The organism is Variovorax paradoxus EPS (assembly GCF_000184745.1).
Taxonomy (GTDB): Bacteria; Pseudomonadota; Gammaproteobacteria; order Burkholderiales; family Burkholderiaceae_C; genus Variovorax; species Variovorax paradoxus_C.
The window spans coordinates 3,144,617-3,158,524 of sequence record NC_014931.1 but is presented as its reverse complement, the minus strand read 5'-3'; the positions used below and the strand labels follow the sequence as shown (position 1 = coordinate 3,158,524).

Sequence of the window (13,908 nt, the reverse complement as noted above, 5' to 3'; positions counted from 1 at the left end):
CGGTATCGGGCGAAGTGCGTCGGCCCAAGCACCCGCGATGAGAAACGATCGATCAGGTCCCGATCCACGTTGTCGCCTGCCGGACCGAGCTTGCGCATTCAGACTTCGTTCAGGCCCGCCCTGCACATTTCGGCGCTATGACTTTGAAGAGCGGCAAGCGCACCGGCGTCACAGGCATCCTTGAAGTGGTGCCCAACAAGGGCCCGGGTCCCGAGAACCAGTTCATCCAGCTGCGCCCGACACTGCACGGACGGGAGGCGGATGTGTTGAAGGCGGTCACCGACCTGCCAGCGGAAATTCGCACGCCCAAGGCGGCGGCCAGCGAACTCGTCCGCAGGGGGATCGACATTCCCTACTCGACGCTGGGATCGATCCTCCGGCGGCTCGAGCGCAAAGGCGCACTGCACCTGGGGCGCGTCAAGTCTTGAGCCGCTGTGCCGCCTGCTGCCGCCTGCTGCCGCCATTGACGCGGTCAACAGGGTCGCGCTGAAACGAAGTTGGAGCCTGCGGCGAGCCACGCTCCTCAAAAGGCGCTCTTGACGACACCGCCGTCGACGCGCAGGGCCGCACCCGTGGTCGCCGAGGCGAGCGGACTTGCCACGTAGGCCACGAGCGAGGCCACCTCCTGCGGCGAGGCGAAGCGCTTGATCAGCGAGGTCGGGCGCACGTGATCGAAGAACTCCGCCTCGACCTGCGCGAAGCTCTTGTCGCTCGAGCGCGCCATGCCTTCCACGAAGTCGCCGACGCCGCGCGATTTCGTCGGTCCTGGAAGGACGCTGTTCACCGTGATGTTCGTGCCGGCGAGCGATTCCGCAAGGCCGCGCGACACCGCCAGTTGCGCGGTCTTCGTCATGCCGTAGTGGATCATCTCGGTGGGTATCTGCACGGCGCTTTCGCTCGAGATGAAGATGATCCGGCCCCAGTTCGCCTGCTTCATCTGCGGCAGCACCAAGCGCGAAAGGCGAACGCCGCTCAGCACGTTGACGTCGAAGAAGCGCTGCCAGTCTTCATCGGGGATGTCTTCGAAGGCCTTGGCCTCGAAGATGCCCAGGTTGTTCACGAGGATGCCGATGCCGGAGTGACAACGCACGGCTTCCTCCGCGGCGTCCGCCCGGCTGAGGTCCCCGGCATAGCCGAGCACCGTGCCTTGCGTTTCCGAGCGGATGCGGTCCACCGCTTCGTCGACCGCCGCCTGCGATCTGCCGTTCACGATCACGCTTGCGCCCTCCTCGGCCAGCGTGCGCGCAATCGCATAGCCGATGCCGGCGGTGCTTCCGCTCACCAGGGCGAGCTTTCCATCGAGTTGCAGATCCATCTTGGTTCTCCTGGGTTGATTCGACGTTCATGTTCGCTGAGTTCTGCTGTGCGTGCCGCCCGCAGGGTGGCAAGCCCCCTTGCCATCCTGGGGCCCATGGCACGCATGCGGCGCCAGCTTTCCCGCTAGCCCAGGAAGTTGACCAAGGCCGGAATGACCTGCTCCGGCGCCTCTTCCATCAACCAGTGGCCGGAGCCTTTGACGATCACGCCCTGCACTTGGGTTGCGACCATCTTTCCCTGCTCGATCAGGAAGGTTCCGCCGGCCTTTTCACCGGAGAGGACCAGCATCGGCATGGGCAGCGGCGTCTTGCCCAGTTCGGCGAACTCGGCCGCATCCTGCTCGAATGCCTTGAAATATTCGAACCCTGCACGCATCCCGCCGGGTTGCGCGTAGGCCCTGGCATAGAACTGGCGGTCGGCTTCGGGCACCGAGTGCTTCGGGTCGGCCGCGAAGTCGTTCCAGAAGTGCTCGAAATAGATGCGCTCGCGCCCTTTCACGAGCGCCAGCGGTGTCGCACCGTGGAAATGGAAATGCCACAGATCGCGCAGCAGCCAGACGTTCTGCCATGCGCCGATGCCGGGCAGGAAGGCGTCCATGAGCACCACCTTGTCGGTCTCCGAAGGAAACTGCGCGGCATACGCGTAGGCCACCATCAGGCCGATGTCGTGCCCGACGATGCTGACGCTGCGAATGCCCAGCGACCGCACAAGCTCGTGGATGTCGACGGCCATGTTCTTCTTGCCATAGCCCGTCTCGGGCTTCGACGAATTACCGGCACCTCGGAGGTCGGGCACGACCACGGTGTGTGTTTTCGCCAGCAACGGCATGAGCGGGTTCCACATGTGCCCGGTTTCGGCATAGCCGTGCAGCAGCACGACGGTCGGCCCGCTGCCGCCGATGCGGTAGTGGATGCGGGTGCCGTTGACGTCCGCGCTGCCCGAGCGGAAGCCCGGCACGGCGTCGGCGGCGGCGGCCGCGTGCGCGGTGCCGCCCATGGTCAGGGCGGCGCCCACGGCGACGGCACCGCCGAGCAAGGCGCGGCGGGTCGATGTGGAGGGGGCGGCGGGGGTGAAATCGGTGTCGGTCATGTTGAACTTCCTTTCTGTCGGTTGCTGGGATGAGCTGAATTTATGGTTCAGCTTCACTTCCAGAAAGAGGCCAAAAGTGGTTTACTCATTCAGCTTTTATGAATGATTGGAAGTGGTGCCATGGACCGATTGCGTGCCTACGAGGTATTCGTCACCGTGGTGGCGCGAGGCAGTTTCACCAAGGCGGCCGATGCGCTGGACACCTCGCCGGCCAACGTGACGCGCTACGTCAACGAGCTGGAAGCGCACTTGCGTACGCGGCTCATCAACCGGACATCGCGCCGCCTGTCGCTCACCGAAGGCGGCGAAGCATTGTTCGACCGCGCGAAATCGATCCTTGAAGAAGTCGCGGAGACAGAGGCGCTGGCGACCACCGCCTCCCTCCAGCCGCGGGGGCGCCTGCGCATCAACGCGCCACTGAGTTTCGGCAGCCTCGTGCTGGCGCCGCTGTGGCCGAAGTTCATGGCGAAGTACCCCGATGTCGAACTCGACATCGCGCTCATCGACCGCGTGGTCGACATCGTCGAAGAGGGCTACGACCTGGCCATCCGCATTTCTCGGACCTCGTCGGGCAACCATATCGCGCGCCGGCTGGGCCGTTCGCAGAACCTGGTCTGCGCCTCGCCGGACTACCTTTCAAGCCATGGCATGCCCCAAGTGCCGGCAGACCTGTCGCGCCACTTGTGCCTCGGCTACACATACGGTGCGACCTCCGACGAGTGGCAGTTCGCCGGCCCCGGCGGTTCGCTGGAATCCGTGCGCGTGCGCTGGGCCCTGCGCGCCAACAATGGCGAAACCGCCCGCGCCGCGGCGCTCGCAGGTGCCGGCATCATCTGGCAGCCGAGCTTCGTGATCGGAGAGGATGTGCGCACCGGACGGTTGGTCGAGGTCATGCCCGGATATCACATGCCGCCCGTCGACATCCTGGCGATCTACGCAAGCCGCCGGCATCTCAGCGCGAAGGTGCGGGTGATGGTCGACTTTCTGGTCGAGGCATTTCAAGACGCGCCGCTTGTCGAAGGCGTGGCGGCAGCGGCAGCGGCAGCGGCAGTCTGAATCGCCCGGGGTTTCTAGACACCTCCGAGCCTCGAACCTGAGGCCCGATAAGAGGTGCCATCCTGATACGTCGAAGAGACGGACCGGATTTCGCCTACTTGAACTCGTGCGCCACCACAGGCACCGACCGGCTGTCCTGCACGGTCACGCGCTGGCGGTACACCTCGAGGTCCCCGTTGCGCACCTCGATGTTGTAGACCCCCGGTCGCAGGGGCAGCGTCTTGAGCGGGGGGCTCACGCCGCGGTCCGCGCCATCGACGAACACCTGGCCCCACGGCCGGATGTTGAACTGCACACGCCCCATGCCCGGTGCGGCCACCGCCGACGGCACAGAGGGCGCGGACGGCGCGCCGGAGTTCGCCGAAAGCCGATTCAGCTCCGCGATCGCGTTGCGCGCGTCTCTTGCGTGCGGGCCGCGCCGGTAGCGACGCAGATAGGCCTCGTAGCCTTCCCGCGAATTTTCAGCCTGGGCAAGGTTCCAGTCCTCGGCTTCGGTGAGCGCCTGCGGGAGAACCGGCGACGTCGCCCCGGCCTGTGCCTCGGCCGAAGGTGTTGTGACCGGCACGTTCTCGAGCGGCGTCAGCGGTCCTTGCGACGACGGCGCGCTCGCAGGAGCTGCAGGAGCCGCGGGCGGCGCGGCGGTGCCGTCCGAAATCACCGTCGCACCGCCGGCTGGCGGCGTGCCGTCGGTGGCCGAAGGCCCGGCAGCGGGTGCACTGGTGCCGGGTGCGGGCATGGCGACCGGCGGCGCGGCGCGATCGGACATCGGCGGCGCGGGCGGCGGCATCGGCACCATGGCCGTCGTCGTGTCCGGCTTGCCCGAGGTCACGCGCAGGCCGATCCAGGCACCCACGGCGACGAGTGCGATCAGCAACCCGCCCAACAAGCCCCAGCGCGCAAGCGCCGGTGTCTTCTTCTGCGCGACAGGCTTGCTGCCACTCCCGTTCGACGCGGCTCTCGGCGGCGGTGCAGGAGGCTGGGTCTGCACCGGCTCGGCCACTGCCGCAGGCTGCGCAGCGACGGCGGCTGCTTCGAGCGGCGTCGGCATTGGCGACAGCGGCGGAGGTGGCGGCGTGGCCGGCACGGGCGCGGACGGAATGATCACCGTCGGCGCCGCCATCGTGTTCACATAGATATCGCCCAGCTTCACCAGCCCCAGCTCGGCCGCGAACACGGCAACGGTCTGCGTGCGGTCCTTGCTGTGCACGGCCAGCGTGTGATCGACCGCGGCGCAGAAGCCGGGGCTCAGGTCGCCGCGGCCCATGGACGACAGCGGCACGTAGGCGTCCTGAACGCTGCGCACCACGGCCGATGGCGGCGGGTGGCCGGTAACCGCCCGGTACAGCACGGCGCCCAATGCATACATGTCGGTCCACGCACCCTGCCGCAGCGTGTTGTCGTCGGCGTACTGCTCGATGGGCGAGTAGCCCGACTTCACCATCACCGCCACTTCGTCGACCAGGTCGGCGATCGACTTGCGCGCCGCGCCGAAGTCGAGCAGCACCGGCAGGTCATCGTGCTGGATGAAGATGTTGTCGGGCGCGATGTCGCGGTGAAAGCACTGGTTGCGGTGCAGCGTCTCCAGCGCGCCGAGCAGCGGGCCGAGCATGCCCAGCAGCCACGGCTCGGTGATCTTCGCGGGCTCCTCGTCTGCGAGGCGGCGCAGCGTGCGGCCCTTGTAGAGCTGGATCGCCATGTAGGCGGTGGAATTCGACTCCCAGAAGCGATGCACCCGCACCAGCGCCGGATGGCTGAACTGCGCGAGCGTGCGCGCCTCGTTGATGAAGCTGCGAAGGCCCGCCTGGAAGGTGGCGGTGAGCCGCTCGGAGCGCACGTGCACGCTGTTGTCGCCCACGCGGCGCGCGAGCATGGAGGGCATGTACTCCTTGATCGCGACCTCGCGCTGCAGCGAATGGTCGTAGGCGCGGTAGACGATGCCGAAGCCGCCTTCGCCGATCACCTCCAGCAATTCGAACTCGTCCAGCCGGTGGCCCACGCCCAGCGGGTGCGGTTTCTCCGCGTCCTGCGCGTCGGACGGCGGACTGTCGCCGTTGCCGATGCTGCTGTCGTTCGTCGTCATTCATCTCCTCCTGTCGCGGGGGGCCGGTTTTTCATGCCCATGGCACGTGCCCCTGCGAAAACAATTTCGAGAACAGCGGTGTGTTGAGGCCGCCGCCATGGGCAGCGGTGCGCAACGGCGAGCCGTCGGCCTGGTTGGTCCACCAGTAGCTGGTGCTGCCGAAGGCGTCGAAGCACAGTGGAAGCTCGGGCCAGCCCAGGCGTTGTTGGGCGCTCGCGCCAGCGGCTGTAGGCCCGAGGATCGAAAGAATGTCGTCCGAGCCACCGCTGGCCGTGCGAAAGCCCGCGCGCGCAGCGGCAAGGAGCTGGCCGTCGAACTGGTCTGGCGCCACGCCGTGGCGAATGGCCTGCAGCAACGCGGTGCCGCACTGCCAGTACCACGCGGCCGAGCCTTCGAGCACGGCGGGGCGGTAGTTCGACGCGGACACCTGCAGCGTCACGCACACCGGGTAGTAGCGGCCCACGCGGTCGCAGCTCGGGGCAATGCACCCGAACTGCACCGCATCCACGCCATGGGTCGCGGGAATGGCGAAGTTCCAGACCGGGGCCACCGCGTAGTGGCGCGTCATGGCGTCGGGCCAGCGCTTGAAGCTTGCGAGGCCGTTCTGCATCCAGCGGTCCCACCAGGCCTGCAGTTCGCGCGGCATGCGGCGGTAGAGAAAGTCGCCGGCGGCGGGCAGCTTGCCGTACCAGCCGATCTGCTCGTCGACGGGGACCCAGGACTGCGGGGGAAGGCTGCTGTTCATGTCCTATGACTTCCCGGGGCACGAGAACCCGCTCATCTGGTTGAGCCGCAGCGGGTTGTAGACGCTGTTGGCCGTGACCGCCAGCACCACCTTTTTGCCCTGCAGGTCGAAGGTCGCGTTGAACGACTCGGGCGAACGCCCGGCCGAGATCGATGCCTTGTCGAAGAGGCGGTGCAGCGCCCACGGCCCTTCGGTCACGATGCCGCCGGCCGGCGTGCCGTTGGCGGTCGTCACCTGCAGGCGCACCTGGTTGCTGTTGCGCGGGCCTGGCCACTTGACGGTGCTCGGCGCCTGTGGGCCGTGTGCGTAGCGCACCGTCTGGCCGTCGATGTCGAGCGTGAACTGCGTGATGGCGGCGTCCATGTCTTCGGGCCGAAGGTCGATGGTGAACGACGGCGTGCGGCTGCCCGCCATGCCGGTGAAGAACACGTCGCGGATCGCCTGCGCCTTCTGAAACGAATCGAGGTACGCCGAGCGCCCCGCGGCGCTGCCGTCGACACCGCGCTTGAAGGTCCACGGATTGACCGAAGTGTCGACCTGCGAGGCGAGGTTCTTCTGGAAGAAGTCGTCCATCATCCCGCCCGGTGCGAAGAGTTGCGCAAAGTCGCCGGCCGCCACGTCGCGCGGCGAGCCGCGGGAGAACGGGTAGCGCCCCGCAATCGCCTGGTTGCAGAACTGCCCGATGGTCGCCGCCGCGTTCTGCCCGATGTTCTGCCGCGTCACCGCCGCCGCCTTCGACGACGCGGTGGCCGACAGGTCGTTCAGCATCCCCTGGAACGGCACCGGCAGCCGGCCCGCCTCGGCCTGCACCTTGGTGACGGCATCGCTCGACGGCGGAATGTTGCCGCTGCGCAGCGCCGTGTCGGTGGCGGTGAGGAAGGTGTAGAGCTCGTTGATGAGCGCCGCCGTGGCATCCAGCGGCGTCTGCCCGCCCGCCTTGGGCGCGGTCACCATCCGGCGCAGCGGCTCGAAGTGGTTGTCCACCAGCGACTCGGGGCGGTCGGGCGCGGCGTTGCGGCGCTGGCTGCCGTCGGGCTGGCCGATGAGCTGTTCGATGCGCTCGCGCGTGCTGGCCACCCGGTTCTGCGCTTGGTCGAGCAGGCTGCGCGCGGCCTCGTCGTGGTTGCGCAGCAGATCGGTTTCGCGCGCGGCACCGCGGATGAGCCGCGACATCGGCGATTCGCCGGTCGAGAGCACGCGCGTCATCTGAATGCTCTGCAGCAGCGATTTGCTTTCGGCCAATCGCACGTCGGCCAGGTACTCGTCCCACACGCGGATGTAGTCGGTGAGGTAGAGGCGCCGCACTTCGCGCAGCAGCAACTCGCGCGAGGTGATGTCGGTCATGCCGGGCGCACGGATCTGCAGCACCCAACGGTCTTCCTGTTCGAGCGCGAGCGTGGTTTCGGCCATTCGCTTGTCGAAGATGTCCCAGTAGCCGCGGTAGGTGAATAGCGTGGGGATGCCGTCGGTCAGCGGTTTGCCGCTCGCGCGCCGGATCACCAGCGCCGACTCGGCCCCAGCCATCTCGGCGATGGTGAAGGCATTGGGCGGGCTGGTCTGCAGCAGGATGCGGCGCAGCCGCGCATACGAGCGCTGCGCGAGCGGCACGCCGGCCAGGCGCTCGCGCGTCTGCGTGATGAGCTTGTCGTCCTTGGCGAATGGCGATGTCACCACGCGCCCCGCGAACAACGCCTTCAGGTGCGACTCGAGGTTGGTGCGCTGCTCGCGCGTGAGCGAGGCGCCGATCTTGCGGTCCACGTCGGTGAGCAGCCATGCCTGCAGGAAGTCGGCGTCGTAGCGCTCGGCGTCGTACAGCATGAGGTAGGCCTTGAGCGCCTCGTAGCTGTACTCGGCATCGATCTTCGCGGCATCGCGCAGCGACTGCTCGATGCGCTGCGCCGCCTGCGGCAGCAGCACGCTCTCCAGCGCGCGCTGGTAGACCCCATCGGTCGCGGCCTGCAGCTTCTCGCCCTGGTAAAGGCCGAAGCGGTAGGACACCGGCGGATCTCCGATGTCGAAGCGGCCCGACTTGGGCAGGTCGCGCAGGCGGTCCAGGATCAGGAGCGAACTCGCGAGGTCGCCGCTCGCATCGACCACCGTCGGCAACTCGCCGCGCGCCGCGGCCTTGTTGAAGGCCTTGGCGTTGTTGTCGACCTCGGCCACGTAGTCCTTGTTGTTGCGCCAACTGTTCACGCAGGCGCCCAGCAGCACCACGAGCAGCACGCCGATGAGGCTGTAGCCCGCGATGTCGATGGCGCGGCGGCGCCGGTACCAGCGCAGGTTGGTGCCGGCCACGCCCGCGTCGCGGAAGATCACTTGCTGCAGCAGTTCTTTCAGGAAGTAGCTCTTGCCCGGACCCGGCGGCGGCGCGGGCGGCGCATTGACCTGCAGGTAGCGCTTGATCGCGCCCATCACGCGGTCGAAGGCCGTGCCCTCCTGCGTGCCGCTGGTGAAGTACACGCCGCGCAGCATCGACGCGGCCTCGAACTTCGACGGGTTGAACACGTCGGCCAGGAAGGTGCCCAGGATGTCCTCGAAGCTCGCGAACTGCTGCGGCAGCAGGTAGGCCTGCGCGCGTCGCATCTGGTCGGGCTCGGCGGCCATCAGCTCGGGCAGGCGCTCGTCCAGGCGCTGGTGCAGCAGCTTGTATTCCTGGTGAAAGCGCTCGCGAAGATCGGCCTTCGCGGCATCCGCGGGGTTGGCTTCGATGGGAAAGGTAAAGCCCCACACCTGCGCGCGCTCGGCGCGGCCCAGCGAGCCGAAGTACTCGTTGAAGCCGGCCAGGAGGTCGGTCTTGGTGACCAGCACATAGACCGGAAAGTCGATGCCCAGGTCGTTGCGCAGTTCCAGCAGGCGCTTGCGCAGCGCCATTGCGTGGCGCGCCCGCTGCGCGTCGTCGGCCAGCGGCAGGTCGGCGATGCTGATGGTGAGGATCGCGCCGTTGATCGGCTGGCGCGGGCGGAATTTCTTGAGCAGGTCGAGAAAGCCCTTCCACTCGCCCTCGTCGGTTTCGCGGTTGCTTTCGTGCGTGGTGTAGCGGCCCGCGGTGTCGATCAGCACCGCCTCGTTGGTGAACCACCAGTCGCAGTTGCGCGTGCCGCCGATGCCGCGCACCGCGGCCTTGCCGAGCTGGTCGGCCAACGGAAAGTCCAGGTCGGAGTTGACCAGCGCCGTGGTCTTGCCCGAGCCCGGCGCGCCGATGAAGATGTACCAGGGCAGCTGGTACAGGTACTGCCGGTCGAACACCGAGAAGCGGCTCGCGGGCTTGCCGCCGGCGCCCTGCCCGAAGCGCATGTTCTTCAGGATCGCGGTGGCGTCGGTGAAGCCGCTCTGCAGCTCCTTGATCTCGGGCGCATCTTCGGGCCTGGCCTCTTTTTCCTTCTTCGAAGGCACGCGCAGCTGGTTGAGCAGTTGCGCATTGAGCCTGCGCTCGCGCCACTTGCGATAGGCCAGCCGCACGATCCAGATCGCGAACATCAGCGCGATGACGGCGATGCGGACGAACTCGCCTTCCAGCGGCCGGTAGCGGCCCACGGCGATGACCGGGCCGATGACCCAGATCAGGAACGCCACGGCCAGCAGGCCGAGAAAAATCCACAGGTCGCGGCCGATGAGAAAACGGAAGATGGAACGCAGCATCAGCGGGTTCCCCCTTGCTGCGCCGACGGCGTCACGGGCGCGACCAGCAGCGTGACCTCGACGCGGCGGTTGCGCGCGCGGTTGGCCGGCGAATCGTTGGGCGCGAGCGGATCGGCATCGCCGCGGCCTTCGGCACGCAGGCGTTCAGGCCGCGTGATGCGCACGGCCAGCATCTTCTTGACCGAATCGGCGCGTGCCTGCGAGAGCTGCCAGTTGGAAGGAAAGCGCACGCTGCGGATCGGCTGGTCGTCGCTGAAGCCGCTGACCAGCACGTTGCCCTCCACGGAATTGAGCGCATCGGCCACGCGGCTGAGCACCGGCACATAGCGGTCGAGCACGCGGTCGGAGCCGGAGGCGAAGAGCCCGTCGCCGCGCAGCACCACCACGCTGCGGTCGGCCTCGTCGCGCACCGTCAGCAGGCCTTCGCGGATCTCGGGTTCGAGAAAGCGCTGCAGGCGCGGCTGCGGCGCGGGCATGACGACCGCGCGCGCCGTCTGCGGCAGCCGCACCGCATTGACGGCCGCGAACGCACCATCGGAGTTGCCCGCGAGGTTGAAAGTGAGCACTGCGAAGGTGAGCACCAGCAGCACCGCCGCCACGGCGCCCACCGCCCACACCGGCAGCCAGTTGCGTGTGCGGCGCACCGGCGCGGTCGCGTCCTGCCAGTGCGGCGACAGCGGCTGCGCGATTTCGCCGCGCGTCTGGCGAATGATCTGCAGCAGGCGCTGCTTCAGGGTTTCGAGCTGCGTGCGGCCGTTGTCGATGACGCGAAAGCGCCCTTCGAAGCCCATGGCCAGGCAGAAGTAGATGAGTTCGATCAGGTGCAGGTGCTGCTGCGGGTTCTGCACCAGGCGCGAAAGCAGCTGGAAGAATTTCTCGCCGCCCCAGGTCTCGTTGTGAAACATCACCAGCAGGCTCTGCGACGACCAGATGCTGCCACCCCACGGCGTGAGCGCAGCGGCCTCGTCCACCGCAGTGCAGAGGCAGTAGCGCGCGCCGATGATCACCTCGGGCGAGATGCCGCTTTGCTGCGCGCGGGTCTCGAAGCGGCGCACTTCGTCCACGAGGTTCTCGCGCAATTGCGCCGGCGCATCGTGGTGGCCCGTCGCGCGGATCTGCGGGATCAGGTCGAGCAGCGGGTTGGCGGCCGCCACCAGCGGGTTGTTGCCTGCGAGCGCGGCATCGCCCGCATGCGGGCGCCGTGCGTCGTGCCATGCGGTGAAGGATTCGGGTTGCTGGCCCAGCCCGCGCGGCGATGCCGGCATGCCGCCCGCATCGCCGTTGCCGCCATTGCCGCCGCCGTTACCGCCGCCGGGGTTCGGCGGCACGAAGCCCCCCGGACCGACGGCCATGTCGTTGACACCGTTCATAGGGTCCCTCACGGACGGATGGCCCAGAACTCCATGGCCAGGCCCGGAAAGTCACCGGCCAGGTGCATGGCGACGCCGCCGGATTTCTCGAGCTGGCGCCACATGTCGCCGCTCTTGTCGAGCTCGAAGTAGTGATAGCCCGCGTTGTAGGGAATCTGCCGCGGCGCCACCGGCAGCGGTCGCACCGTGACGCCCGGCAGCTGCAGCTGTACGAGATCGCGGATGCGCTCGACCGAACCGATCTTGACCTGCGTGGGAAAGCGCTGCTGGATCGCCTCGGCCGGCAGGTCCGCATGCACCGCGAGCACGAAGCCCGCGTTGCGCACCAGCACCGGGTCGGGCATGTGGCCCACGCGCACGCCATGGCTGCGCTCCTCCAGTTCGATGGCGATCGCGCTCTGCTCGAGCACGGCCGACAGCGATCGGCGCAGCTCTTCCATCAGCGGACGGATGCTCTCGTTGAGGTTGTCGTGGTCGTACACCGGCCACAGCACCGGACGGCGCGTGGGCGAGGTGTGCGTGGCAAGGTGGCAGGCCAGCTTGAGCCAGTCGATGAACAACTGCTCGGGGTGCACCTGCACCGCCTGCTGCGCGTGCCAGGTGGTCGCGAGGTAGCGGTTGACCAGCTCGAGCAGGAGGAAATCGGAGACCTCGCTCACACCACCGCGGCCCGGCTGCGAGAGCCGCGAAGCCAGCGCCTCGGAGCGTTGCGTGAGCAGGCCGTGCAGCTCCGCGATCATGCTGCGCAGCATCGCGTGGGCCGATGCATCGAGCACCGGAGGGATGTAGTTGGCATCGACCACCAGCTTGTGGTCGGTGCGCCGCTCGATCACGCGCACCGCACCGATGGCCTGCCACTCCGCGGTGAGCGACGAGGCGCGTGCAAGGCGCAGGCGCGGCGCCGCGAGCTGCAGCACTGCCGGGCCGAGGGCCACCGCGTTGCCGTCGGCCACCTCGCGCTCGATCACGCCGAAGCGCGCGGCAGAGCCCTCGTCCTCGGCAAAGATGACCTCTTCGCTGCCGGGTCTGCGCAGCGGCAGTGCGAGCACGATGAGTTCATCGGTCAGATCGTTGGGCACTTCGTAGGGCGGCGGCGCGTCTTCGATGCCGAAAGAAAACGGCGTTCCATCGGGCAGCACGCCGGCGCCACCGAGCAGCGACACGCGCCCGAGCGCATAGGCGTCGCGGTCGATGTCCAGATGCAGCCACCCCCAGTACGCGCCCTGCAGGCCGGCGGCGCGACGCGTGACGTACTGCTCGACGTAACGCTCCAGTTGCTGGAAATGCTGGGGCCGCAGGTACATGCCTTCGGACCACACCACGCGGTTCGCCAATGCCTGCGGATGGGCGCCCGATCTTGCGGAGCCCGAGTTGCGAACTGTCACCAAAGAACCTCCTGGGAGTGCTCACACGGAAGCGGGAGATGCGCTCTGATGACGGCCTCCCGATCGATCGTTCTGCGCTTGATGCTACACGCCGCTTGTTGCGTTTTGCACCGGATTTTGCGCACTGGTTTTTCGCACTTTCGCACTAACTTTTCGTCGCGGTTAACGACTTGGTAGTAACTCGATGCCTGTCTTGCGGATGGCAATGCGCACGGCTTGTTCGCTTGGCGAAAACTGCCAGACCTTGTACAGATTGGTTTGCTTGGGCTCCTTGAGCGGCAACACGATGCGCCACCGCGCAGCTTCGAGCTTGCGGTAGCCCGCGATGATGCCGATGGAGCGCGAGTCGAGCCCTGCTTCTCGCTTGAAGACACGCTCTTCGCCGCTTCGCATGATGGCCTGGTCCGCATTGACGAGCTCTGTCGAAAGCGTCTCGCGGTCGCGGTCCTGGAGCGCGAAATAGTCTGCGGTCTCGAAGTTACCGGAAGATTTCAGTTCGAAGACCTTCACGAGAATCGGCGCTGCCTGGCCGCGTCCGTCGGGGTTCACGCCGTCGTCGATGCGGATGGTGACCGCATAGGGCGTGGGCAACGACTTGGCGGTCGATGCGCATCCACTGACGAGGCCCGCAAACAACGGTGTGGTTGCAAGTGCGCCTTGAAGCAAGGTTCGTCGCTGCATGAGATCTCCCTCAGAGGTTCGCGGCCTATATTATCGAAATCGTGTACCCGGACGACGACGCATCGTGTGCTTGTGTCGCAACCTGGCGGCATACTGTTTCGAGCATTGCCATTCATTGCCTTTCGCGAGGTAGGAGAGAAGATTGAAGTCATGTCTGCCTGCTCTGGCTTTCACGCTTTTTCTGGTATCCGGGTGTCAGACCGCGCCCGAGCCGCCACCGCAACCCGAACGCCTGAGCCAAAAGGTGGCACGCGACACGCTCGAGCGCGCGCAGCAGGCCTATGACGAAGGCGACTACGCCAAGGCCATCTCCACGCTCAAGAGCGGCGGCGTCTCGGTGTTCGACGGCGCCGAGCCCGCCACGCGCCAGAGCGCAATGAAGCTGGAGGCCTTCAGCTATTGCGTGAACAACCAGATCCCGGAATGCCGCACGCAATTCCGCAAGGTCCTCGATGCATTCCCGAGCTTCGATCTGACCGTCGCGGAGCGCAAGCACCCCGTGTGGGGACCCGCCTTCGAGGCCGCCAAACGAATGAAGCGCTGACC

At 67.1% G+C, this 13,908-nt stretch carries 11 protein-coding genes; 3 read left to right on the top strand and 8 right to left on the bottom strand.

Annotated features, from left to right (window positions below):
* The first annotated feature begins 137 nt into the window (after positions 1-137).
* On the top strand, positions 138-428 hold the full coding sequence (locus VARPA_RS14610; RefSeq protein WP_041942905.1) for a hypothetical protein: 291 nt from the start codon (positions 138-140) through the stop codon (positions 426-428).
* Between the two features lie 95 nt (positions 429-523).
* Here the strand turns inward: VARPA_RS14610 and VARPA_RS14605 are convergent, their stop codons facing one another.
* On the bottom strand, positions 524-1,315 hold the full coding sequence (locus VARPA_RS14605) for an SDR family NAD(P)-dependent oxidoreductase (protein ID WP_013541345.1): 792 nt from the start codon (positions 1,313-1,315) through the stop codon (positions 524-526).
* Positions 1,316-1,440: 125 nt separating this feature from the next.
* Complete coding sequence (locus VARPA_RS14600) at positions 1,441-2,406, bottom strand: alpha/beta fold hydrolase (RefSeq protein ID WP_013541344.1); 966 nt, start codon at positions 2,404-2,406, stop codon at positions 1,441-1,443.
* Positions 2,407-2,526: 120 nt separating this feature from the next.
* Between VARPA_RS14600 and VARPA_RS14595 the strand changes: the two genes are divergently transcribed.
* A complete protein-coding gene (locus VARPA_RS14595; protein ID WP_013541343.1) occupies positions 2,527-3,462 on the top strand; it encodes a LysR family transcriptional regulator in 936 nt (311 codons plus the stop codon).
* Positions 3,463-3,556: 94 nt separating this feature from the next.
* Here the strand turns inward: VARPA_RS14595 and VARPA_RS14590 are convergent, their stop codons facing one another.
* The 6 genes from VARPA_RS14590 to tssJ all read right to left on the bottom strand — a co-directional run bounded on the left by VARPA_RS14590 (position 3,557) and on the right by tssJ (position 13,362).
* Positions 3,557-5,542, bottom strand: a complete 1,986-nt coding sequence (locus tag VARPA_RS14590) for a serine/threonine protein kinase (protein WP_013541342.1) — start codon at positions 5,540-5,542, stop codon at positions 3,557-3,559.
* Between the two features lie 31 nt (positions 5,543-5,573).
* Entirely contained in the window at positions 5,574-6,287 is a 714-nt protein-coding gene (tagF, locus tag VARPA_RS14585; RefSeq protein WP_013541341.1) for a type VI secretion system-associated protein TagF, read from the bottom strand.
* 3 nt (positions 6,288-6,290) lie between these two features.
* Positions 6,291-9,926 (bottom strand): type VI secretion system membrane subunit TssM, encoded by a 3,636-nt coding sequence (tssM, locus tag VARPA_RS14580; protein ID WP_013541340.1) that lies wholly within the window; start codon positions 9,924-9,926, stop codon positions 6,291-6,293.
* Positions 9,926-11,296, bottom strand: coding sequence for a DotU family type VI secretion system protein (locus VARPA_RS14575; protein ID WP_013541339.1), 1,371 nt, complete (start codon positions 11,294-11,296; stop codon positions 9,926-9,928). The genes tssM and VARPA_RS14575 overlap by 1 nt, the downstream gene beginning before the upstream one ends.
* 8 nt (positions 11,297-11,304) lie before the next feature.
* A complete protein-coding gene (gene tssK, locus VARPA_RS14570) occupies positions 11,305-12,600 on the bottom strand; it encodes a type VI secretion system baseplate subunit TssK (RefSeq protein WP_234975085.1) in 1,296 nt (431 codons plus the stop codon).
* 243 nt (positions 12,601-12,843) lie between these two features.
* Positions 12,844-13,362, bottom strand: coding sequence for a type VI secretion system lipoprotein TssJ (tssJ, locus tag VARPA_RS14565; RefSeq protein WP_013541337.1), 519 nt, complete (start codon positions 13,360-13,362; stop codon positions 12,844-12,846).
* Positions 13,363-13,606: 244 nt separating this feature from the next.
* Here tssJ and VARPA_RS14560 point away from each other — a divergent pair, with 244 nt between their 5' ends.
* Positions 13,607-13,906, top strand: coding sequence for a TssQ family T6SS-associated lipoprotein (locus VARPA_RS14560; protein WP_234975018.1), 300 nt, complete (start codon positions 13,607-13,609; stop codon positions 13,904-13,906).
* Positions 13,907-13,908: the final 2 nt, after the last annotated feature.